The 22,393-nt window shown below is 65.8% G+C and carries 20 protein-coding genes; 15 read left to right on the top strand and 5 right to left on the bottom strand.

Annotated features, from left to right (window positions below):
* Window positions 1-17: 17 nt before the first annotated feature.
* Complete coding sequence (locus AB0I54_RS32595) at window positions 18-743, bottom strand: hypothetical protein (RefSeq protein WP_363299812.1); 726 nt, start codon at window positions 741-743, stop codon at window positions 18-20.
* Between the two features lie 483 nt (window positions 744-1,226).
* Window positions 1,227-1,667, bottom strand: coding sequence for a hypothetical protein (locus tag AB0I54_RS32590; RefSeq protein ID WP_363299811.1), 441 nt, complete (start codon window positions 1,665-1,667; stop codon window positions 1,227-1,229).
* 456 nt (window positions 1,668-2,123) lie between these two features.
* On the opposite strand from AB0I54_RS32590, the gene AB0I54_RS32585 reads away from it, so the two are divergent.
* The 9 genes from AB0I54_RS32585 to AB0I54_RS32545 all read left to right on the top strand — a co-directional run bounded on the left by AB0I54_RS32585 (window position 2,124) and on the right by AB0I54_RS32545 (window position 13,906).
* Window positions 2,124-2,795, top strand: a complete 672-nt coding sequence (locus tag AB0I54_RS32585) for a hypothetical protein (RefSeq protein ID WP_363299810.1) — start codon at window positions 2,124-2,126, stop codon at window positions 2,793-2,795.
* Window positions 2,792-3,877, top strand: a complete 1,086-nt coding sequence (locus AB0I54_RS32580; RefSeq protein ID WP_363299809.1) for a hypothetical protein — start codon at window positions 2,792-2,794, stop codon at window positions 3,875-3,877. Before AB0I54_RS32585 ends, AB0I54_RS32580 begins: the two co-directional genes overlap by 4 nt.
* 19 nt (window positions 3,878-3,896) lie before the next feature.
* Window positions 3,897-4,229 carry a hypothetical protein gene (locus AB0I54_RS32575; protein ID WP_363299808.1) on the top strand — a complete coding sequence of 111 codons (333 nt, stop codon included), beginning with the start codon at window positions 3,897-3,899 and terminating at the stop codon, window positions 4,227-4,229.
* A 45-nt stretch (window positions 4,230-4,274) separates the two neighbouring features.
* Window positions 4,275-6,260 carry a DUF6571 family protein gene (locus tag AB0I54_RS32570; protein WP_363299807.1) on the top strand — a complete coding sequence of 662 codons (1,986 nt, stop codon included), beginning with the start codon at window positions 4,275-4,277 and terminating at the stop codon, window positions 6,258-6,260.
* Window positions 6,261-6,297: 37 nt separating this feature from the next.
* The gene (locus AB0I54_RS32565) at window positions 6,298-6,927 is read left to right on the top strand and encodes a hypothetical protein (RefSeq protein ID WP_363299806.1); all 630 of its coding nucleotides are present in this window, start codon (window positions 6,298-6,300) and stop codon (window positions 6,925-6,927) included.
* A 598-nt stretch (window positions 6,928-7,525) separates the two neighbouring features.
* Window positions 7,526-7,933, top strand: coding sequence for a hypothetical protein (locus tag AB0I54_RS32560; RefSeq protein WP_363299805.1), 408 nt, complete (start codon window positions 7,526-7,528; stop codon window positions 7,931-7,933).
* A 368-nt stretch (window positions 7,934-8,301) separates the two neighbouring features.
* Entirely contained in the window at window positions 8,302-8,511 is a 210-nt protein-coding gene (locus AB0I54_RS32555; RefSeq protein WP_363299804.1) for a hypothetical protein, read from the top strand.
* 292 nt (window positions 8,512-8,803) lie between these two features.
* The gene (locus AB0I54_RS32550; RefSeq protein WP_363299803.1) at window positions 8,804-13,243 is read left to right on the top strand and encodes an FtsK/SpoIIIE domain-containing protein; all 4,440 of its coding nucleotides are present in this window, start codon (window positions 8,804-8,806) and stop codon (window positions 13,241-13,243) included.
* A gap of 102 nt (window positions 13,244-13,345) precedes the next feature.
* Entirely contained in the window at window positions 13,346-13,906 is a 561-nt protein-coding gene (locus tag AB0I54_RS32545) for a hypothetical protein (protein WP_363299802.1), read from the top strand.
* Window positions 13,907-13,925: 19 nt separating this feature from the next.
* On the opposite strand, the gene AB0I54_RS32540 is transcribed toward AB0I54_RS32545, so the two are convergent.
* On the bottom strand, window positions 13,926-14,168 hold the full coding sequence (locus tag AB0I54_RS32540; RefSeq protein WP_363299801.1) for a hypothetical protein: 243 nt from the start codon (window positions 14,166-14,168) through the stop codon (window positions 13,926-13,928).
* 841 nt (window positions 14,169-15,009) lie between these two features.
* On the opposite strand from AB0I54_RS32540, the gene AB0I54_RS32535 reads away from it, so the two are divergent.
* Entirely contained in the window at window positions 15,010-15,393 is a 384-nt protein-coding gene (locus AB0I54_RS32535; RefSeq protein ID WP_363299800.1) for a hypothetical protein, read from the top strand.
* A 64-nt stretch (window positions 15,394-15,457) separates the two neighbouring features.
* On the opposite strand, the gene AB0I54_RS32530 is transcribed toward AB0I54_RS32535, so the two are convergent.
* On the bottom strand, window positions 15,458-17,413 hold the full coding sequence (locus tag AB0I54_RS32530) for a hypothetical protein (protein WP_363299799.1): 1,956 nt from the start codon (window positions 17,411-17,413) through the stop codon (window positions 15,458-15,460).
* Between the two features lie 59 nt (window positions 17,414-17,472).
* Window positions 17,473-17,799: a hypothetical protein gene (locus AB0I54_RS32525; RefSeq protein ID WP_363299798.1), complete on the bottom strand. Its 327-nt coding sequence runs from the start codon at window positions 17,797-17,799 to the stop codon at window positions 17,473-17,475.
* A 200-nt stretch (window positions 17,800-17,999) separates the two neighbouring features.
* On the opposite strand from AB0I54_RS32525, the gene AB0I54_RS32520 reads away from it, so the two are divergent.
* The 5 genes from AB0I54_RS32520 to AB0I54_RS32500 all read left to right on the top strand — a co-directional run bounded on the left by AB0I54_RS32520 (window position 18,000) and on the right by AB0I54_RS32500 (window position 22,393).
* On the top strand, window positions 18,000-18,272 hold the full coding sequence (locus AB0I54_RS32520) for a WXG100 family type VII secretion target (RefSeq protein ID WP_363299797.1): 273 nt from the start codon (window positions 18,000-18,002) through the stop codon (window positions 18,270-18,272).
* A 222-nt stretch (window positions 18,273-18,494) separates the two neighbouring features.
* Complete coding sequence (locus tag AB0I54_RS32515; RefSeq protein ID WP_363299796.1) at window positions 18,495-20,510, top strand: hypothetical protein; 2,016 nt, start codon at window positions 18,495-18,497, stop codon at window positions 20,508-20,510.
* 19 nt (window positions 20,511-20,529) lie between these two features.
* Complete coding sequence (locus AB0I54_RS32510) at window positions 20,530-21,633, top strand: hypothetical protein (RefSeq protein WP_363299795.1); 1,104 nt, start codon at window positions 20,530-20,532, stop codon at window positions 21,631-21,633.
* A 12-nt stretch (window positions 21,634-21,645) separates the two neighbouring features.
* Complete coding sequence (locus AB0I54_RS32505; RefSeq protein WP_363299794.1) at window positions 21,646-21,936, top strand: hypothetical protein; 291 nt, start codon at window positions 21,646-21,648, stop codon at window positions 21,934-21,936.
* Window positions 21,937-22,075: 139 nt separating this feature from the next.
* The gene (locus AB0I54_RS32500) at window positions 22,076-22,393 is read left to right on the top strand and encodes a hypothetical protein (RefSeq protein ID WP_363299793.1); all 318 of its coding nucleotides are present in this window, start codon (window positions 22,076-22,078) and stop codon (window positions 22,391-22,393) included.

Here is a 22,393-nt window from a genome sequence, read left to right as displayed (position 1 = left end):
GGGGTGGGAGCCGCCTTCTAGTTGCCGGTGCCGGAAACGTGCACGATGGCGACCGCACTGGCGGACGCGGCACGCGCCACGGCGGCGGCGTCGGCCTGGTCGACGAGCAGGGTGACCGAGAGGTTGCCGGTGCTCACGGTCGCGTCGCTGTTGTCGGCGACCTTCTCGACCTTGGCGGTATCGACGATGGCGCCGCCGCCGGAGGTGGTGGAGCCCGCGCCGGAGCCGGTCTTGCCGGAACCGGAGCTGCTGGTGTCGACGTTGTAGACGGCCACGACGTCACCGGACTTGATGTCGGCCGGGTACTGGCCCTCCTTGAGGGCGACACCCACGGCGGCCTTGCCGGCGGGCAGGGAGCTGCCCTCGGCGAACATGTCACCGATGACGACGGTGCCCGGGTAGATCGTGGACTTGGCCTTGAGCTGCTTGAGGGCGCCCAGCTGGGACCACTTGACGTAGTGGATGCTGTCGTCGGCGGCCACCATCACGGAGGTCACGTTGCTGTCGCTGACGGGCTCCCCGGCCTCGATCTGCTTCGTCACCTTGACGACCTCGATCCGGTCACCGGCGCGCAGCACGAGCGTGGTCGCACCGAGCGCACCGAGCAGGATCAACAGGACGGCCAGGGCGGCAAGTGCCGGTTTACGCTCGCGAGGCGGAGTGGGAAGCCGGTCACCGACCGACGGCTGAGCCGGAGCGGCGGAACGACCGGCGCCCGCCCCCGTACGCTCTTGGATCTTCACGCAACCGCTCCCCGTACACCCAAGAAAATGTCTGCCAAGTTTCCTGTAAAAGCGGACACTTCACCCCCGAACGCCCGCACAAGAGAACACGGGACACACTGGACGCACCGCCCGACCTGGCCGGTTACCCAGCACTGGGGTGAGTGTCAAGCGATCGCACCGTATCAGCCGTGCATACGCCCCTCAAGGCGCATAGGGACTGCTGAGACTCAGCTGATGCACCGTTACCCCCTGCAACGAAGCTCAGCGGCAACCGGTTTGAGCAACGGGGGCCGAACCGGCTCCGCGGTGTGCGCCAGCGAATCCAGGGGGAGAAGGAGGCGGCTCCCCCTCATGGGAGCGCCGTGGCCGTTCTCACGCGGTGACCATGAGAACTCCACGAATTACTTACGGAGCCGGAACGACTCGCGGAGCCGGCTCTGCGGACGGTGCCGGATCATCCCTATGGGGGACAGGCCGCGGCAGGGGCGGAACCCGGCCCACTCAACCGGCGTACTCCCTGTCCCATCGACTCTGCCGCAGTGCACCCCAAGTGCCCATGACCACGGCGCTCACGAAGAGCGAAAGGAGCAGGCCACCGTCCGAGAGCGTGCTCTCCTCCACGGTTGGACTTGCGGTGCCTTCGGGGTCGTACCGGACACGAAGCGTGTCACCTTCAGCGACGTAGTCTCGACAGCCATCACCTTCCGAGAGGGACGGCGATATGCCCCGCCCGTCGGATGCGCGAAGGTCGCATCTGCCGTTCCTGGCTTCCTTCTTGTGAACGACCACGGCGTCCGTCCACTCGCCGCGCTCAGCAAGCGCCACCCGATCGCCGGCGCTCTCGCCGAACACGCCCAGCGCCACCCCAGCGGCCAGAGGCACGACGAGTTGCCGGGCGACCTTCCGCCGACGGCGCGGAACTCTGCGGAGGAGCACAACCATCCAACCCGGAGCTGTCGCCACCGTGCCCCACCGCCGTTCTCCGCGGCGGCCTGAGCGGTCGTGTTCTGGCTCACTTCGCCCCCTCACCCACGTGTGCCATTACTTGAACTTTACCTTCGCTCGGCAGAGTGGGTGGCGGCGCCGTGAATACATCGCTGCCGCCAACCCGGCTTGTGGCGGGTGGTCGCCCTTCACTCACGCGAACCCGTTGTGCTGCCGCAGCTTGCCGCGACAGCGGCCCCGGCCGATCTGGGCGCTGCTGGCAAACTCACCCGCGTCCAGGGACCGCAGAACTGTCGCCCGTTTGAGCACGATCGGGACACAGGGCAGTCCCACAAGGGCCCTGTACGCCCGGAATTGCCCACGTTCTCAAAGAAGTTCGCTGTGGCGAAACCAAGAACCTGCTCGATACCGTCAGACCTCTTGACGGAACTTCTGTCTCACGGGGAGTCAACTGTGAAGCGCCGCCCTCTGCCCGCCATCGCCGCGCTCGCTGCTGCCGCATCTCTGCTGCTGGCGGCCTGCAGCAACGGGAACGACAAGTCCAGCGACAACGACAAGATCGCCGGCGCCGACCAGGGAACGAAGACGCCGACGGCTTCGGCATCCGCTTCGGGAGCACCAGCACAGGACAAGCCGGACGGCGTGGACGTGTCGCTGCCCAAGGACATGAACCTGGTCTTCGACTGGGACAAGCCGAAGGACAAGAACGAGGCGGCGGCGATGGAGGACGCGGCGAACTACGTCCGCGCCATCTACCACGGCGTCGACAAGCGCACGTCCAAGGTCGCGGCCGTAACCGCCTACTCCACGGGCGAAGGGCTGAGCTACGCGCAGACGCAGATCAACGACAGGGTCGACGGCGGCTGGACCGCCACTGGCACCCGACGTCATTACCAGGCCACCACCCGCTCCGCCTCGAACGGCAACTCGGTGGAGGTCGACTTCTGCGTGGACTCCAGCAAGTTCTACGGCAAAGAGGTCAAGACCGGGAAGGTCCTGAAGAGCGAGCCCAGCATCGCGGACTACGACTACTTCAAGATCATCATGGTCAAGCTCCCCACGAGCGAAGGCCTGTGGCAGGCATCCAAGGTGTTCGTCGAGACGAAGGCGGAGAAGTGCCGATGAACAGGTCACGGCGTGCGGCACTCAGCGCCGCCATAGCTGTCCTGGCAGTGACCCTCGGCGTCACCGCCCTCACGGAACCCGCCTACTCGGCAGAACCGCCGAGCAACGGCCATGGAGCCAGCACTGACAAGAAGGGCGGCACCGACGGCACCGGCATCTATGCCGCCGCACGCATCCAGTACTCCGGCGCCGTCACCAAGGACGGCAGCACCGGCAACGTCACGTCCTCCGACGTCAACTGGACGCCACCGCCCTGCTGGTACGCCCCCTACCTCGGCGCCAAGGACTTCAAGAAGAAGATGTCCGAGCAGATCGAGACCGCCAAGAACACACCCGGCATGGGCGGCACCGCAGGCGCGGCGATCGGCGAGATGCAGCGCCACTACGAGGACGAGTACGGCTGGACCGACACCCCCGGCTACAAGGACTACAACGTCGAGAAGGACGGCAAGGGGATGTTCTGGGCCGGTGTCGAGAATCCCGACGAACCTGACGTACTCAAGCGGGGCTCATGCAACGACCTCCCCTTCTGGGTCGACAACGGCAAAACCCCACCGCCCCAGTACGAAGAGGCCGTCACCCCAGAGATCCTCGCCGCCCTCGCGTACCAGCGCATGCAACTGCCCGACACCAAGGTGACCCTCGCGCCCGAGGCCACCACCAAGGTGAACCTGCCGACTTGGGCCTGGCTCGACAAGGCCGTCTTCGACGAGGTCCAGGCCACGGCGGCCATCAACGTCCCCGGCTTCAACATCCAGGCCACGACCACCGCCAAACCGGTGTCCCTGAAGCTGGAGCCGGGCACCGAGGACGCCGAGACCTACCCGGCCTCCGGCGAGTGCGCCATCAACGCCGACGGCTCCATCGGCGCGCCCTACGCCAAGGGCAAGGCCGACGAGACTCCGCCCTGCGGCCTCAAGTACCTCCGCTCCTCGGGCAATGGCACCTTCAAGCTCCGGGCCACCATCACCTGGGAAATCAGCTGGACCGGCACCGGCGGCGCGGGCGGCGACCTCCCCAACGGCACCTTCGGCACCACCCAGGACATCACGGTCCAGGAAATCCAAGCCGTCAACCGCTGACAGACCGATTGGTAGGAGCATGGGAACCGACGGCGACAAACCAAAGGTGGACAATCCGGAACGGGAGCGGCTGCAGAAACTGAAACTGCAGCTCGAGAAGGAGCAGGGCGACTTCGTCGACGCCTTCAAGAGGGCGGCTACGGACATCGGCAAAGGAGGCCGGGACTCCTCGAAGTCCTGGGTCGGCAAGAACGCCGACAAATGGCACGAAGACGCGGCCGGTCACCGCAAGACGGTACGCAATCGCATCACCAGGGTCCTTGAGGACATCCAGCGTGAAATCGGCAGCATGCCGGAGAAAGTGACACCGGAGGAAGCCAATTCAATGAACCGCAACAGACGTCTGTACTGACCGGTTCAAGAGCAGTGGATCCGACAGGAGGGGAACGGGGAGGGCATGCGCCCGGACGACGGGGGAAGCAGCAAGGGAGTCTTCTCGGGGGTTGACCCCGACAAGCTCAAGGGCACCATCGACTCCGTACGGCGGGACCAGGAGACGCTTCAGGACCGGGCTTCCTACTACAAGGCACAGCTCGCCTACTACGGCTTGGGCGGGCAGGAACTCTCCGATGTGCTACGCGTGGCGTCTTGGGCGCAGGACGAGTTGCCCATGCTGAAGCGCCGTTATCACCTGGCCCTGAACATGGACAACGTCCCGTACGCCGGCTTCAAAGGCATGGTCCAGATCAACGAAGCGCAGGTGAGCCGAGCCGCCAACGCCGCTGCGGCCAAGGCCGCCAAGCGTGCCACGGAGCTCGGGAAGAAGGACCCAGAGGACCTGAGCCCCGAAGAATTCGACGAACTGAACGAGCTTTTGGCCCAGAACTACGACGAATACCCCTTCGCGGAGAAGGTCGTAGGGGCACTCGGAGCGCGGAAGACGCTGCAGCTCTGGGAGAAGATGAGCAACCTCGACAGGCCTGCCGGATACGGCGAAACCTCCGACTTCGCACGTGCCGGCGACCTCGACGAGATGCAGAAGAACCTGAGTCTCACCGTGGCATCTGCCACCAACTCCGATTCGCCGGCGATGCAGAAGTGGAAGAAGGACATGATCGCGATCGGTGACAAACCGATCCGAGACCCAGGTCCGGCCCCGCACGGCGACTCCGGCGGCCCCGAGGGCTTCATCGTCACGAGCAACCTCATGCGGTACGGCGACTACGACGACAAGTTCCTCGTGGACTACGGAAAAGCCCTCGTCAAAGAGGACAAACGGGTCCTGGAGGGCGCCGACCAGCCCTACGCTTCCGGCTGGGGCACCACGGGCACGGTCAACCACCTCGGCAACGACGAGGGCAACGACCCTCTCACCGGCTACATGAAGGCACTCGCCAACAGCCCTGCCGCCGCGACCGGGTTCTTCACGGCGCAGCAGAAGGGCGACGGCGGCAAGGCGGAGACGAACTTCAAGTACCTCTTCGAAGACCGCACGTGGCCGGACGACAGCAAGCCGGGCAAGGAGAGCGTGACGGGGCTCAATTCGATGGGCCTCGCTCTGGAGGCAGCCACCACCGGCCACCGCCCGGGCGAACAGGCCACAGCAGAGGACATCAAACACTCGAAGCAGCAGGCCGAGTTGTTCAGCGCCCTGGTGACGTCGGTTTCCAAGGACCAGGACCGCCTCCTCGACCACGCTTTCCTCTCCGACAGCTTTGCGAACATCTCGGCTGAGTACATGCCGGATCTGCAACGCAGTCTGGATGGGGACATCATGTATGGGGAAAAGCTTTACCCAACCCCTGCGGCCACAGCCAAAATCGATACCTACGATGCTGCACGGTTCCTGCATGCGGTGTCCCGCAACAAGGAAGGGTACGACCGGCTGAACGTCTCCCAGCACGTATATGCTGCCGCGTTGATGGAGGCACAGGCGAAGCATCCGGATGCGTATCCTCAGCCGACTGACGCCACAATCGATAAAATCGCTTATGAAACTGGCCTGTTCCAGGGTGTTATCGGCGATGGACAGCGCTTCCAGGCCGACAAGAACGACGCGGATGCGAACGCGCGTGACGGCGCCTGGAAGGAACACGCGAGCCTGTGGGGCGGTTCCTTGGTCGGCAGCGCCACATCCATTGCAATGGAGCCGTTCACCGGTCCGGCAGGTGTCTACGCGGGCGGCCTTGCCGGCACGGCTGCCGGCGAGATCTTCAACGGAATCCTCGACGGCTTCGACGGCGACGGTTCCGAGGAGAAAGAGCAGGTCTACAAGAATGTAAAGCGCCTGGATCAGATCCAGCACTCGGCGATCCTGACGACCCAGGAGTCCGTCAAATCCGCCACCGGCGACCAAGCTGCCGCATCCAGGGCCGGGGACGAGGCAGGGAAGGGCTTCAACAGCGCCAACAGCCTCATCAAAAACAGCAGTGCTGCCCAGTAGCTCTCCAGACAGTTCGACAGAGATGAGGTGATCGGCCTTGACGGAACCGACCCAGCGCAGGCGTTCTCGAAAATCCTTCATCTACGGAGGTGTTGCTGCGATTGCCGCTATTTCCCTGCTCACTGCCTATCTCCTCGGAGCCTTCGAGAAGCGCGGACACATCGGCGCCAAGGACATCTGCCAAAACGTGCCTGACCGGAAGGCCACTGCTCAGCTCTTCAACTCCAAACTTGCTCGGTCAGCCCATTACGACTTCACCGAGAACTGGAATCCGGACCCGGACTGGCGTTACAGGAGCTCCTGCAGCGCCATCGGAGATAACGACCACGCCCTCTTCTCCCTCGATGCCAAGGCAGGTCCCGCTATACCTTGGCAACAGTGGGCAAAGACGCATATCCCACCGAATGACGGAGGTAAGTTCACCTATTTCGACGCTGGCGTCAAGGGCGTCTCCAATTCCGAAGTGGCCGCGATCTGGGTGCCCTGTTACGCCCACGAGAAGACAAGTAAAGCCCAGTACAACATGACCGTCTTCGCCGACGCCCTGAAACCACTTGAAGCCTCGGACAAGGAAGCACGCCAGACGCTCATCGACCTGGCCACGTCTTTCGCCCGTCAAGCCCACAAGGACGCGAAATGCGACCTCCCGTCCAAACTGCCGGCCTGAGAGCGGGGCGTGCCCCGGAATCCGTCCCGGCCCCCGATCCATGTGACGACGCCGTGACAGTCAAGGAGATTCCCGTCGGGAATCGCGAGGCCTCCACACCCCTCGTATGCTTCACCACCAGCGTCGCAGCCAACTCGCGACGCAGCAGCTGTCAACGGGGGAAGGACCGCACATGGCGGCCACGGACGGCGGTGATGCCGCCGAACTGAAGAGGCGGGCCGAGAGGGCTGCGCGGGTGCGCGCGGGAGGCTCGGGCCATAGCGCGGCGGCTCGGTCCGCATCTCGATGACGTGGTGAAGAAGGCGGGTCCTCGCGCCGCCGCCTTCGTACCGGTGACGACTCGAACGCGATCTGGCAGGGCCCGTTCGCCGACGAGTGCACAGCGACGCTGCGGACGCGGCAGAGCAGCCTGAACAACATGGTCGGCGCACTGCTCGCCGATGCCACGCAAGGGGAGGCGCAGGCCGACGAGTTGGACCGGCAGGCCAAGGAGAAGGGCAAGAACAGGGCGAAGACCGGTACGGGCGGCGGTAACTGATGGCGTTCCGGGGGTTCGACGCCGGTAAGCTGACCGGGCTCGCCAATGATCTGGACACCCTTGCGGGACAGTCCGGGCGGCTGCACGCCCCAACTCGCCTCCGTCCTGACCAGCGCCCAGCAGAACCTGCCGCCCGGGCAGAACGCCTCCCGCGATCCCGGCCTCCAGGACCTCGTCGGTGACGTCGTCCCGATGCCGGCGGTCTTCGGCGGGCGGCGTCTGCCTGGTTCCCTGGGCGGGGAACTCTGCGACATGCAGGCGTCCATAAAACGTCGTATCAAGCAGTTGGAGGGAGCGCAGGAGCTGTCCGACCGCGGGTACCCGGTCAACGACAGCGATCTCTTCCTCAACGAGAACCCGCCCGACGCGAAGAAGGTCGACGACGCCCTTCGCCATCTGTCAGGAGTTGCAGGGCAAGGACTTCGGGACCGACGGAGACCGCGACGACCTGGAGAAGGTCTCCGGTGAGTTCGACGGGCTGACGGCCGCCGAGATGGACGCGCCGGTCGAAGGCCTCCCCCAAGGACCTCGCCTTATACAACCAACTGCTCGGCAACACCGACGACTCGATCTGGAACCCCTTCGACGAGAACGGTCTGCCCGAAGACAAGCGCCGGGAGACGCTCAGCCGGGCGCTGTCCGAGATCAACCCGAAGAACTTCGGCAAGTTCCAGACGGCCTTCCCGGCATGCAGCCGGAGGTCACCAACACCGGCGCGTGGGAGAAGGGCGGAGAGGCGGACAACGGCCTCTGTTTCACAACCAACCCGTCCGTCCTGGCCGCGGCGTCAAACGGGTTCCCGGCACAAGGGGCCACGCTGTCGGTGCTCCGGTGGCGTGAAGAGCTTTTCCACCGGCTTGTCGATCACCATCTCCTACATCGACACCGATACACAGACCGCCGGGTTCGGCGCGAATTGTGCGGCGATCCCCGCAGCCGTCTACAAAGACGTCAGGGTCGGTGACACGGTCGAGTTCGCAGGAGTCCTGTTCACAGTGTCGGACCTGTCGGACGACGTCGTACGTATGAAGCGGACGAGCGCATAGCAAAGCGCAGGAACGTCGATGAGCCTTCCGTCCCCGTCGTGCCCTGTGCGGATGCGTGGGAGTTCGTCATCGGCGACGAGGAACGGCCCACGGCTCTGGGCACATGAACGGGCCTGTCACAGCATGAAGCGGCGAGAGGTCGAACACCTCGTTGCAACCCTGCGGCCGATCAGGTTGGAGTGCCGGCCCTCGAAGGCCGCCGGGCCGCGAAGCGCCCCCCGGCTGAGACGGATAGCCTGTGCGGGCATGTCAACGTGGCAGTGCCACGGGTCCCCAGGAAGGAACACGGTCGATGCGGGTGTCCGTCACGGTGGTCCGGCAAGGCACGGATCCACAGGACGTCAATCTTGACTTCAGTGAGGACGCGAGTGTTGCCGAGGTGGCCAAGGCGTTGGCGCCGACGGCCGCTCCCGCCTCCGCCGTAGTTGCCGGGTTGGCGCAGGTTTCGTACGACCCGCGGTTCGACGGCACGGCGGCGCCCACCGCACCCGTCCTGTGGGCCGACGGGCTGCACTGTGCCCCCGACGCCCGCGCGAGCGATGTACTCCGTGACGGCATGCGCATATCCGTCGACGACAGCGTGGGCCCGTTCCTGCGGGCGGGCGAGCCGTCGGGGCGCTACGAACTGCGCGTCACCGGAGGACCGGGCGCCGGCCGGGTGGCCCGGCTGGCCGCGGGTGTGACGACCATCGGCTCGGCGCAGACCTGCACCATCGCCCTGCCCGACCCTCGTCTTTCCCAAGAGGCGCTGCGCGTGAGCCTCGCCGTCGACGGCCGCGTCACCCTGACTCCGGGGCAGGCCGGCACCGAGGTACTCCTCGACGGTGAACCCGTCCTCGGGGAACGCGAGTGGCCGCTGGGCGCGCTCGTGCGCTGCGGCGGTTCCCTGCTGGTCCTCGACGACCCGGTGGAACCCGACGCGCACCTGGCCCCGATGGGAGAGGGCGGGCTCGCCTACAACCGTCCGCCCCGGCTGTCCTCGTTGCCACCGCGGGCGCGGCTGGTGGTTCCCGATCCGCCCCGCAAGGCCGAGCGCCACCGCTTCCAACTGATCGCCTCCGTCACACCGTTGATCTTCGGCGTGGTCATGTACCTCATGACCAAGCAGGTGTACACGCTGCTGTTCTGCCTGATGAGTCCGGTGATGATGGCGGGCGAATGGGTCAGTCAGAACCGTGAGGGCAAGAAGAAGAACCGCACATCGGTGAAGGAGTACAAGGCGCAGAAGGCCAAGTATGACGAGGAGTTGGCGCGCCTTTCCGCCGCAGACCAGCGGGCGCGGCGCACGGCCTACCCGGACGCCGCCTCCCTCCTGCTGTTCGCGACGGGACCGCGGCGCCGCCTGTGGGAGCGCCGGCTCACCGACCCGGACGCCCTCGTCCTGCGCGTCGGCGTGACGGATCTTCCGGCGAACATCGAACTCGTCGCCGGCCCCGGCCGGGGAACGGACGACGGGCCGCCCACGCCACCGCTCGTCCAGGATGTGCCGGTACCACTGCCGTTCACGGAGCTGGGTGTGGTCGGCCTGGCCGGGGCCCGCCCCCAGGCCTTGGCGGGCGCCCGCTGGTTCGCCGCCCAGGCTGCCGTCCTGCACAGCCCACGCGATCTGTCCCTGGTCGTGCTCTCCTCGGCCCCGGATGCCGACGCCGCGTGGGGCTGGGTGCACTGGCTGCCGCACGCCGCACCGCAGATCGGCCAGGACTGCGTCGCCCTCGTCGGCTCGGACGCCGAGACCATCGGCAAGCGCGTCACCGAGCTGCTCAACGAGCTGAACCGCCGCAAGGAGGCAGCCGCGGCGGGCGCGGCGGGCCGGCTGCGGCCCGACCCCTACGTACTGATCGTCCTGGACGGTGCGCGGCTGCTGCGCCGCGTGCCCGGAGTCCCGCAGCTCCTCCAGGAGGGCCCGCTGAACGGGATGTTCGCGCTGTGCGTGGACGAGGACGAGCGGCTGCTGCCCGAGGAGTGCCGGGCGGCGATCTGCTGGCCGATGGGCTCGGTGGACCACGTGGTGCTGCGTGGAGCGGGACTGGACGCCCTGGGCGAGGTGCTGGCCGACCAGGTGCCCCACGCCTGGTGCGAGTTGCTGGCACGCTCGCTGGCGCCGGTGCGCGATGTCAGCCGCGACGACGCGGACAGCGCGCTGCCGTCGGCGGCCCGTCTGCTGAGCCTGCTGCAGATGCCCGATCCGACGGGCGCCGACATCGAGCGGATCTGGCGGTCCGGGGGCGCCACGACCCGCTTCCCGGTCGGTGTCGGCGCCGAGGGGACCTTCTTCCTCGACCTCCGGCTGGACGGACCGCACGGGCTCGTCGCCGGCACCACCGGAGCCGGCAAGTCCGAGCTGCTGCAGACGCTCATCACCTCGCTGGCCGTCCACAACCGGCCCGACGCCCTGAACTTCGTCCTGATCGACTACAAGGGCGGCGCCGCGTTCCAGGACTGCTCCCGGCTGCCGCACACCGTCGGCATGGTCAGCGACCTCGACGCGCATCTGACGGAGCGCGCCCTGGCCTCGCTCGCCGCCGAACTGCGGCGGCGTGAGGAGATCCTCCTGGACGCGGGCGCGAAGGACATCGAGGACTACGCCGACACCCGGCGGCTGCGGCCGGAGCTGGAGCCGATGCCGCGCCTGGTCATCATCATCGACGAGTTCGCCTCGCTGGTGGCCGAACTGCCGGACTTCGTCGCCGGTCTCGTCGACATCGCCCGCCGTGGCCGCTCCCTGGGCGTCCACCTCATCCTCGCCACGCAGCGTCCCGCGGGCGTCGTCAGCCAGGACATCCGTGCCAACACCAACCTGCGCATCGCGCTGCGCGTGACGAACCGGGACGAATCCGCGGACGTCATCGACGCCCCGGACGCGGGGAGCATCTCGAAGTCCACTCCGGGCCGGATGTACGTACGGTCCGGTGCGAACGCGCTGGTGGCCGTCCAGTCGGCGCGCATCGGTGGCCGACGCCCCGGTGCGTCGTCGGCGCCGAGCGTCGGTCTCCTCCCGCTGCCCTGGGGCTCCATCGGCCGCCCGCTGCCCCGGCGGGCCGACGACGGGGACGACGGCACCATGGTCACGGACCTCGCGGTGCTGGTCGACGCGATCGCCGAGGGATCGCAGCGCATGGGCTTCGGCGCGCCGCACAGCCCGTGGCTGCCCCCGCTGCCCGAACACGTCACGATCGCCGACCTGCACCAGGAGACCAGCCCCGCACACGGCGACGTGGCCCCGGCGGTCTTCGGCGTCATCGACGTCCCGGCCCGGCAGGCGCGCTCCCCGCTCAACCTGGATCTGGTGGACGGCGAGCACCTGCTGATCATCGGCGGCCCCCGGTCCGGACGTTCCACCGCACTACGCACGATCGCGGCCTCCCTGGCCACGACCACGAGCCCCGCCGACGTCCATCTCTACGGCATCGACTGCGGTGCCAACATCCTGCTGCCGCTGACCCGGCTGCCGCACTGCGGCGGCATCATCACCCGCGACGAGACCGAGCGCCTCGTCCGCCTGCTGGGCCGCCTCCAGGCCGAGATCACCCGGCGCCAGCAGCTCCTGGCCCATCTCGGCGTCTCCAGCGTGGCGGAGCAGCGGGCATCGGCCCAGGGTGAGGACCGGCTGCCGTACATGGTGCTCCTCCTCGACGGCTGGGAGAGCTACGTCTCCACCTTCGAGGGCTACGACTACGGCAAGCTGATCGAAGCCGTCACCCGGCTGTTCCGCGAGGGCCCGGCCGTCGGCCTGCGCGTGGTGATGACCACGGACCGCACCGGCATGTCCGGCGCCATGACCACCTCCTTCGGCGAACGGCTGATCCTGCGGCTCACCGACCCCAACGACTACGGCATGGTCGGCATCAACCCGCGTTCCGTGCCCAAGGACATGCCGCCGGGACGCGCCCTGCGCCTGACCGACGACGGTGTGCAGGAGTGCCAACTCGCCCTGCTCGCCGCCGACCCGGCGGGCAAGGCGCAGGTGGAGGCGCTGCAGCGGATCGCGACGGAGGCCACTCGGCTCCACGCCCGTCCCCCACGCCCGCTCCGCCCGATGCGGGTGGACGCCCTGCCCGTACGTTGCACGGTCCGCGAAGCCCTCGCCCTGGACCCGGAGTTCGCGCCCGCGTCGGACCTGTGGGCCCTCGTCGGCGTCGGTGGCGACGAACTCGCCCCGCTCGGCGCCGACTTGTCCGAGGCCGGACCGGGCTTCGTCGTCGCGGGACCGCCGAAGTCGGGCCGGTCGAGCACCCTGATCGCGATGGCACGCTCGATGACGCGGGCAGGTCTGCCCGTGGTGCTGATCACCCCGAAGCGCTCCCCGCTGAAGGAACTGGAAGGAGAACCCGGCGTCCTCGGCGTCCTCCCCGGCGACGCCACCCAGCAGGACCTCACCGACCTCCTGGCTCAGACGCAGGGCGGCCGGTACGCGGTCCTCGCGGACGATGCGGAACTCCTCTACGACACCCCGCTGGACTCCGCGCTGGAAGAGGTCGTCCGCAGCGGGCTCGACGGCGACCACGCCGTCGTCGCGGCGGGTTCGGCCGAGTCGCTCGGCTCCCAGTACCGCGGCTTCGTCGTGGAGGCCCGCCGCAACCGCCACGGCCTGCTCCTGGCGCCCACCGCGGACGCCGGTGAGCAGCTCTTCGGCGTCCGCCTGCCCCGCACGTCCTCGGCGGGCCCCGCCGGCCGGGGGGTGCTGATCCAGGGGGGCGCGGTCACGCAGGTGCAGGCCGTGATCAATGACTGAGAGCGCAGCAGGGGCCGGAAGCGGCTCAACCTGCCAGGGTGACGGACTGCTCATCGAACGGGGGCGGTGTGCGTGCTGATCGCTCAGCCGTTGCCACCCAACGTGCACGTAGGGCCCATCTCGACCGGGCCGGCCTGGGCCCTGCTCGGGGCCGGCGCGGTGTTCGTCCTGACGGCCGGCGTGGCGGCAGCGCTGTCACGCCGGGACCCCGATGCCAAGCGCCTGACCAACTGGCTGTTCGGGCTGGGCATGATCATGTGCGCCGTGGGCGGACTCGTGCTGCTGGGCGAAGCGTTCGAGGACCGGAAGACCAGCGACGGACTGCACGCGGCCGGTCACCAGATCATCGACGAGGCACTGGACTCGGCCCGCAACTGCGACCCCACCGCCCCGCAACCGACCTTCGTCTATCCGAGCCAACCCGGTTCCGGTGGCGCCGCCACATACGTTCCGTCGCCGTGCAGCACCTCGCCGCGCGACGTCACGCTGGACTCGTCGGTGACGACCTCCGACGGCGTGTACGAGACGCAGGCGGCGGACTCCTTCGACACGAGCGGGCACGTGACCGTCACCGACTCGGACAGCGGCAAGCAGGTCTGCGCCACCATCCCGGACACGGCGGCCGGCACCGGCTCCGTCACCGACGGCCCGTGCCGGGGCTAGGCGCCCCTTGTGGGTACGCCTACGCGCCTCCACCCGTCCGCTTGCGGTCCATCGCAGCAGGGTCCTTCTGGGCCTTGGTGACCAGAGGCTGCTCCTCCGGAGGGCAGGAGTCGAACAGCTTGCCAAGGGCCCCCATCCGGCCCTGAAAGTCATTGCCCCACTTGTCGGCGGCGGAACCGGCCCAGGTCTCGCAGCCGATGAGGTTGTTGACGGCCTTGATGGCGGAGCGGATGTTCGAGACGGACGCCTCGATCTTGTTCATGTCCTGGCGGCAGAGAGAGCCGAGCGACGACAGCTCCTTGGCATCGATCGAGTGCCTCAAAGCGCAGTTCGAGTCAGAAAAAAACTTCCGTGCGCGTCGTACACGGTGCGTGCCACCAGGTCCGCTCGTCCGCCGTGAGGGGGGTGATCCTCAGGTTGGCGGGTTTCCCTCAACCCCTGCGACGGACTGGGGCAGAGCAACACGGACTGTCGGCGCACCTGTCGACTGGTCCAGGCCGGAATGTGCGATTGCCGAAGGCGACGGGGTACACCTGACGGCCACTCAATCTGGTGGCAGAGATGTTAGTTTCGTGGCTCACGCTTACGGATTGTCACGAACTATCCTTCATTTGGCCAACATACCTTGCACAGGGTTGTGCTCCCAGCACCTTGTAGGGCACTCTCGACGATGCCAATAGGGCAGTTTTCCGCACCACTTACCGGTTGACACTGAGAGGAAAACAAATGAGGGGGAAGTCAACCAGTCGGCCCCTGCGTCGCGTTGCTGCAAGCTCCCTCTTCGTAGGCCTGGGATCGACCGCGTCATCATGTGTTTCATCATCTTCGGGACCCACGGCGCCTGACGCCGGTAGACAGCTGTCCGAGGAGTCGAAGTCGCTGGTGGGCCTCTTGTCCACCCGGGTCAAGACCGAACTGCGTGGCAATCGGAAGGCGAGGCGTACATTCTCAGTGAACCGAGAGGTGACATATCAATGTGGTTGACGAGCGAGCGACGTTCCAAGCGAATGATGCTGAGTCTGGTCGCCATCGGGGCATCGGTAGCCCTTGCTGCGTGCGATTCATCGTCCGGCGGACCCACCAGCAAGGAGGCGGGTGCCCGCATGTCGAAGGATTCGATTTGGCTCCTCAGTACGATGCAAACATCTTTGAAGGCGCCGGACCGGTACACCGTCACGGATGATGGCTCAACGGACAGGGCATGTGGAAATGGTAAGCACAAACGGACGTTCTCCGCACATATGAAAGTCCCGGCATCGCCGAATGCCCATACAGCTCTGATACTTGATGCGGGCCACGTCAGTGGGTCCCTTAGTTCGCGCGGATATGGACTGGACACCGAGGCAGGCAAGGTTCGGAAAAGCGACAATAAGTACGTCGAAGCGGTGTTCAACAAGAAGGCGCACACTCGCATCACCGTTACACTGACGGCAGACGGCACGCCAACCCTCAACTATGTGTTGACGGGAACGACGGATTGCCTGTGAGGCACAGCAAGGTCGTCGGGTGACCGGATACCTACTTGCCTGGTCACCCGACCTACCTTGACATCTACTCCCCATCCACTTCCTTGACGTACACGTCCGCATCCTGATTGCTCAGCTCACCAGCTGAAAGGACCTGTTTCGTGTGGAAGGAGACCTCGCCTTCTCGCTGTTCATTTGCCCAATCGTTGAAGGCTTCGAGTTGATGATCCTTCGAGAGCTCCTCGAAAGACTTGAGTTTTCCGTCCTCGCCCTTGAGGTCGTCGGGTAGTGGCGTGGTCTTCCATCCGCCGTCCATGAGTGTCGTGGCCATTGTGTACCGGGCCTGAGCGACCAATTCGAAATTTTTCTCGTTGACTTTCTCGGTCCGCTCAGGGCCGGATTCGACGTATGCGCCACCGCCGTACTCCTTGACGGCGAACATGCCGCCACGCCAGGCCAGTGTCCAGACAGCGGGAAGCTCGGGCTCGCCTACGACTTCCGATCCGAGGATCGCAGCCTGCTTGAGATGCTCCTTGAACGCCTTCTCCGACTCGTCCATTTCGCCGCGAATTTTCATCTCGGCGTCATACTCAAGGCGCTGAGTGTTGCCGAAGGCTTTTGCTGCAAGATCATAGGCACGTGGATCCTGCTTCCCGGCCGTGATCGCGTCATGGTCGAATTTCGCCGCTCTGGTGAGCACATCGTGCTGGAGTTTGCCCATCGCCTCATCGAAGGGCGCTGTCGTTCCGTCGTCATCGGAGAACGTCTTCATGAACCGGTACGTGTCCTGCGGACTGAGATAGAAAGCTGGGTCGACGCCGGGTATGTTGTCGTATTCGATCGGTGCACCAAAGGAGGAGTCGCCGCTGTTTTCATCGACATTGTGGCCGCCGATCAGAATCTCGGGCGCATAGGAAGCAGCGAGCCTTCCCATGTCCTTCTTGAACAGGCCGTTAAACTCGTGAGTCTCGGCGTGGCCTGCGGCGAGTATCGCATCGAAAGCGAATGTGCTCTCCCATGCATCGTGCTTGCCCGCGTCAACATGCCAGTTCCCATTCGCGTCCTCATGCCCGTGCACGCCGGAACCGACGTCGATGGCGTGGCCGAGAGCGGTCTGTGCGTCGCTGTTCTGCTTGCTGTACTCCAGGAGCAGCTTCAGGTGCTCGGGAAGGTTGGGGTTCTTCTCATCGCCCATCTGCGCAACGGCGTCGAAGACGGCACGCTGGTTGTCGCCGAGCGCCTCCAGGTTGAGGGCGACCGTGTCGTCCGGCAGGCCCAGGATGCGTGCGTTCTCGCCGCCGCCGCGAAAATCCTGGTCCTTGTCCTTCGCGACCTGGTCGAGGACGTTGGCTCGAACGGACTTGGCGAGAAAGTCGGAGGGAAAGTCACCGTAACGCAGCATGGCGCCGCGATCCCAACCCAGGGGAACGCCCTTGGGCACCGGCTGGAGGTACATCTTCTTGATCTTCTCGAAGCCCGGAGCCGGATAGTCCGTGCTGCAGGCCACGCCGAGGGCGTGACTGTACGCCTTGAGGTCCTCGCCGGCTGTCGAGCTTCCCGTGCCGGCGAGCAGGCTGGGGAGCGTCTCTGCCTGGATGGGCGGGTGCAGGTTGGCGTAGAACGACGAGCAGAAGTCCGGATCGTCCTTGTGGGCGGCGAGTTTCAGGGCGAGGTCGTGATATTTCTCCCCGGCCTTCGCGTCGCCGCTGGTGTTCTCGGAGAACTCGTCGGCCAGCTCCTTGCCCTCCTTGCGTGCCCGGGCGGCGCTGACGACCGGTTCGGGCACATGGACCATGTTCAGACCAGGGCGCTCCCGCTCCAGTGCCGCTCCGAGGGCCTGGTGGCGGGTAAGGGTGGACAGCTGGTCGTCGAGCCAGGTGCAGATGCCCAGGATCTGTGTCAGGTCGCTGGTATCGATGCCGAAGCGGCCGAAGCGGGACTTGAGGTTCATCGCACTGTTGCGCAGGTCACCCTTGTCCGTTGTGTAGGACTTGATCAGGCCCTGCATGGCCGTCGGATCTATTGCCGAAAACTCGCCCATTCTTTACTTCCCCGTTTACTTCTTTTTTCGAAACCTTGCTGCCGGCGACGGACGTGAACTCAGTAGCCCTGCAGGTCCATGCGCAGCATCTTGGCGTCGGCCTGCGAGACCTTCTCTGGACACTTGGCGATTTCGGCCTCGACAGCCAGAATCAGCTTGCCCACCAATGTCCGGATCCGCTGCTTTTTTCCGTGGAGGTCGTCCCGGAAGTTCGCGGCGACTCCGCCCCTCTCACCGGTCCACACCTTCTTGCCCTGCATGTCGGCGTCTGCCCTCTCCAACAGGCCCTTGAGGCGTTCGGATTCGGATCTGAGGTCGTTCCTCAGTGACACCAGGGCCGCTCGCCATGGATTGTCGACCTTCGGTTGGTCTGCCGGAGCGCCCATTCGTTCTCCCTCACCATTCCGTCACGCCCATGTAGGCCACAGCAAACGTCATGATGCCACTGGGAACCAACGGGCCGTAGATGGCGTGTAGTTGCAAAGAAACCCAGGACACGGTTGTTCTGAGAGTGGCGTAGAGTACGGTGCCACTTGCGGACGGCGTGTCCGTAACTTTGCTGTTGATACGGGGAGGAGCGGTCTCCATGGCAATCAGTGGTGCCGATCTCGATGCGCTGAACAAGCTGGTCAACCACTTCAAGAGCCAGAAGATCAACCTGGAGTCGGTGTTCAGCGGTCTGAACTCGGCCGCTGACGAGAGCCACGGTTACTGGACGGGCCCGCTGGCCGACAAGTTCCGCCACGAGTGGACGGCAATGAAGCCGCACCTCCAGAAGATCGTGGACCTGCTGCACGAGGCCCACCAGGCCTCGCAGACCCACCACGACAACATCCGCAGGGCCACCGCCGGCCACTGAGCCGATCAAGCCTCACGGAGCTTGTCACCCAGGCCCGGGGCGATCCGTCCGACCGTGGGACGGATCGCCCCGGGCTGGTTCTTGGTGAGGGGCCGACCTGGAGGAAGGGCGTGCTCCTGCATGCGGTTGAGGTCCCGGAGTTCAACTCGCCCGTCGTGTGGCGGGTGTGCCACGAAGTCCCCTCGCTGAACCACTAGGCAGTCTTGAACGGGGAGTAACGGGATGTCAGAGTTCGCGGGGGTCGACCCGCACCGGGTGCGTCTGCTGGCCAACAAGCTCAAGGACCTGGCGGACACGCTGGCGCGTGAGACACCGAACATCCAGAAGCTGTTCGACGAGTGGGGCGGGACGCTCAACCAGTCATTGCTGTTGCGACAGGTGACACAGGTCCAGGACGACGCGCGGGACATGGCCAAGCGCGCCGACGAGGCGCTGAACCTGCTGCACAACCCGCGGTTCGTCGACCCGAACGACCCCCACAAGGATTTCATCAACATTCCCTGGGACGTCTCGAAGATCAACACCGCGTACGAGGCGCAGCAGGAGGCGGCGAACCTCAAGCAGGCGCTGGACAACCCGAAGGATCCGTCGTCTCGGCAGACGATCGCCGAGATCGCCCAGTCGCTGGCCGATCACCAGGACGACCCGGCGTACCTCCAGGCGTTCATGGCGGGCGACGGCATGGGCCAGGCCGCACGCGTCGCGCGCGTCCTGCACGGGCAGGACGGCACGCACGACGGCGTGGTGCTGTCGAAGGAGTCCGAGGCGATCGTCGCGGAATTCGGCCAGGGCGTGCAGGCCGCGACCAGCCTCGCCAAGGACGGCAAGATCACCCTCCCGCCGAACTACCTGGACAAGCTGACCAAGCCGGACGGCGGCGACATGTGGTCCGTCGGCATGCTCTTCAAGTACGGCCCGGACGGGGACAAGTGGGACCCTCATGTCCTGTCGGCGGTCGGCGGCGCGATGCTCGACTGGCGGCAGAAGAGTCCGATGCGGCCCGACTACGTCAAGGGCGACGGCCTGTACACCGTCGGCGGCTATGTTGAGGGCAAGGACGACACCTACTGGTACAAGTCGCTCGGCCTCAGCGTCGACTACCTCAAGGGCAACAAGGGCGTCGACGCGAAGATTGCCGCTATCGACGCCAACGACCCGTCCCTCGCCCTCATGCAACGTCTCAGCCAGAACGCGGACGCGTCCCGCCTGGTGCTGACCGGGAACGACGGCGCCAACCACGCCGCGGCCCTCGTCAGCGACAAGTGGGCCACCCCCGGCCCATCCTCCTTCGACGACGCCAAGTTCCCCGCTGCTGTGATCCGTTTGGCGACCCTGGACCGGAAAAACCACGCCAAGGAGTCGGCGGAGGCGGCCGCCAACCTGATCAACGCGGGTGCTGCCGAGTACGCCAAGGAAAAGAACAAGGACGGCTACGGCAAGTCGCAGTACCCGGTCAACAAGGGCATCACGCAGGCACTGTCGACTGTCTTTCAGACATACGTGACTGACTTCGCGGACTCGACGGGCGTCACCAGTAAGCAGGGTGCCTACGCGAAGGACGGTCAGATCGTGGTGGGTCGTCAGTATGCCCAGGACTTCCTCAGCGGAGTCATGCAGAACAGCGACGAAGCCGGAAACGTCATTCAGGCGATCAACGCCCAGATCCGCCTGCGGGCGCAGCAGGGTCTGGACGACCCCGATGCCGCCAGAAACCTGAGAGACCTGGGTGAGTTGCGCGGCGAGGTATTCGCGGCCGGCAAGCAGGTCAGGCTGGACGCCGCCGCCCTGACGGACGCGGAGCACACGAAGGAACTCCTCTGGTTCAACATCATCTCCAGCGGCATTGCCGCGCTCCCGGCCCCAGAAATGAAGGTCGGGCCGAACACGGACATCAGGCCCTGGATCCAGGCGGCGATCTGGGCCGGCATCCCGAAAGCCGACACCAAGTTCTCGACGAACAATGCCGCCAATGTCGAGGCCGATTCCAAGGGCTTCGCGTTCGACGACGCGGCCGCCATGAGCGTACCCCTTGCCCAGGGCCTCATCCGTGCGGGCAAGATCAAGCCGCCGACGGGTCACCCCGAGTGGGCTGATGGCCACATCAGGTTCCGCAAAAACACCGACGATCTCGCAGACTTCAACTGGTGGTGGGCGCACCAGGTGAAAGGTGCGGGACAGGATATGCCCGAAAAGACCCTTGCCGATATGTGGGATGGCTTCAAGCGTGGCTCCGAATAGGAACAGGGAGGTGTCGCAAATGCTGGCGTCCAAGGTCTCGGTGACGGCTGCGTACGGTTTCGCCCGCGCCCGTCGTGTTCTTCTCCCTTTGACAGCCGTTGGCATGCTCTTCGCCAGTGCCGCCTGCGACGGCGGTGGCGGCGGTTGGCAGGCACCCGGAAAGGGGCAGGTGGCGGTTCTGTTGGACGGCAGGCACTCCGATGCGCTCAACCTCCTGCTGGGCGGTGATGTCAAGGGTCTGACCACTGCTGCAGACGGCACTGTCTACGCGATGCTCGACGGTATCCAGCGCATCAAGAGCGACCGCACGGTGCAGTCGTTGCGGCCCAACCTGACCAACGGCACCTCCGGTCTGGTCGCGTTGCCGGACGGCTCACTGGTCTTCGGCAAGGATCACACCGTCCAGAAATTCGGCCGGGACCAGCAGGTCAGCGTCCTGGCAGGCGTCTCTGGCAAGACACGCTCCGCCACGGCTCAGGTCCCGAAGTCGGCCACCGCTGCCGACTTCAGGTTCGGCGACCAGGCCGTCACGCCCGTCGGGGTCCGTCCCGACGGATCTCTGATCGTGCTCGACGGCGATGTGGTCTGGTCGCTTGCGAACGGGCGTCTCACTCGTGTGTACGAGGTCCCCGCGGCCGATCGGAAGACTCGAGAACTGGTCTCCTACCCGGCCGCCGCTGTCGATCGCAAGGGTACGGTCTACGTCACCAGCGGTCCGCCGGCCCGCACATCGAAGTTCGCGCACCTCGCGGACGTCATGGCCATCAGCCCCGATGGATCCGCCGCCCCCGTTGCCCTGCCCCGGTCCATCGCCGGCGTCAAGGCGCAACCCGGCGACCTGACGGTCAACGCTCTGACCGGGGATGACGCCGACGGCATCTACATCAACGCCTACGACCACAAGGCGGAGTACGTCCTCCACCTCCACGCCGGGCGAGCGGACATGGTGGCCCGTTCCTTGTACTCGCGGCAGACTTCGGCCTATCCGGACGTCTGTAACTTGAAGCACCCGGTGGACGCCGAGAAGGTGCCTTGTGACCTGCCCTGGCCCATGACATACCGAGACGGAAAGCTCGTTCTCGGCGGAAAAGATAAGTATTTCCTTGAAATCGGCACCAAGTAACGGGGACCACCCATGGGCATACCTGACGAAGACAAGCTCGGCTCTCTCTGCCGCCAGGACATGAACAAGATCGAGGCGTCCGTCTCAAACATCCGCTCAGCCATCACGGCCGTCAACAACCTCATCGGCTGCGAGACCTGGGTCGGCACCGCCGCCGACAAATGGGGCAATGACTTCCAGGGCCGCATGGGAGCCCTCGGCAAGCTGTTCGACTCCTATCCCCCGGAGGAGCAGCGTCTGGTCACCAAGGCCCAGAAGGACCAAGCGGAGATGGATCGCAAGCGGAGGGGCGCAGGGGCGTAGGGCCGACGGTCCCTGGCGGTCGGGGTCGCTCCTTCACGGAGGTGTGGTAACTGCCGCATCTTCATGGCGACTTGATCGGTGCGTTCATTTGTTAGCATCTGCACTCAGTGCCTGGCGGCCGATCGACTACGGGGTTGACATGGGAAGACCGGACGAACGGGGCGAGACGCCCGCGCAGTTGCGAAAACGTGCCGATGACCTGCGCGAGTGTGCCCGCAAGGCGAGGTCCCTTGCCGGGTCGCTGGGGCCGTATCTCGACAACGCGGCGACCCAGGCGACACAGGGGATATGGAAGGGTCCGTTCGCAGAGGCATCCACCGCGACGCTCCGCGCCCGCAAGGGCTCACTGCACTCGATGGCCGGTGATCTGATGGCGGACGCGCGGCGTTGGGAGACCGAGGCGCGCAACCTCGACGAAGAGGCCGCCAAGGCCAAGAGCGACAAGCCGGGCGGGTGA

Origin of the sequence: Streptomyces sp. NPDC050625 (assembly GCF_040654755.1) — a bacterium.
Classification (GTDB): domain Bacteria; phylum Actinomycetota; class Actinomycetes; order Streptomycetales; family Streptomycetaceae; genus Streptomyces.
Note: the sequence above shows the minus strand (reverse complement) of the source record. Positions and strands in the feature narration are given on the sequence as shown.

Coding starts and splice junctions, on each gene's coding strand:
- AB0I54_RS32590 (WP_363299811.1), bottom strand. CDS start 1,667: ATGGTTGTGCTCCTCCGCAGAGTTCCGCGCCGTCGGCGGAAGGTCGCC.
- AB0I54_RS32580 (WP_363299809.1), top strand. CDS start 2,792: ATGAACAGGTCACGGCGTGCGGCACTCAGCGCCGCCATAGCTGTCCTG.
- AB0I54_RS32575 (WP_363299808.1), top strand. CDS start 3,897: ATGGGAACCGACGGCGACAAACCAAAGGTGGACAATCCGGAACGGGAG.
- AB0I54_RS32570 (WP_363299807.1), top strand. CDS start 4,275: ATGCGCCCGGACGACGGGGGAAGCAGCAAGGGAGTCTTCTCGGGGGTT.
- AB0I54_RS32550 (WP_363299803.1), top strand. CDS start 8,804: ATGCGGGTGTCCGTCACGGTGGTCCGGCAAGGCACGGATCCACAGGAC.
- AB0I54_RS32540 (WP_363299801.1), bottom strand. CDS start 14,168: ATGAACAAGATCGAGGCGTCCGTCTCGAACATCCGCTCCGCCATCAAG.
- AB0I54_RS32535 (WP_363299800.1), top strand. CDS start 15,010: ATGTCGAAGGATTCGATTTGGCTCCTCAGTACGATGCAAACATCTTTG.
- AB0I54_RS32530 (WP_363299799.1), bottom strand. CDS start 17,413: ATGGGCGAGTTTTCGGCAATAGATCCGACGGCCATGCAGGGCCTGATC.
- AB0I54_RS32525 (WP_363299798.1), bottom strand. CDS start 17,799: ATGGGCGCTCCGGCAGACCAACCGAAGGTCGACAATCCATGGCGAGCG.
- AB0I54_RS32520 (WP_363299797.1), top strand. CDS start 18,000: ATGGCAATCAGTGGTGCCGATCTCGATGCGCTGAACAAGCTGGTCAAC.
- AB0I54_RS32515 (WP_363299796.1), top strand. CDS start 18,495: ATGTCAGAGTTCGCGGGGGTCGACCCGCACCGGGTGCGTCTGCTGGCC.
- AB0I54_RS32510 (WP_363299795.1), top strand. CDS start 20,530: ATGCTGGCGTCCAAGGTCTCGGTGACGGCTGCGTACGGTTTCGCCCGC.
- AB0I54_RS32505 (WP_363299794.1), top strand. CDS start 21,646: ATGGGCATACCTGACGAAGACAAGCTCGGCTCTCTCTGCCGCCAGGAC.
- AB0I54_RS32500 (WP_363299793.1), top strand. CDS start 22,076: ATGGGAAGACCGGACGAACGGGGCGAGACGCCCGCGCAGTTGCGAAAA.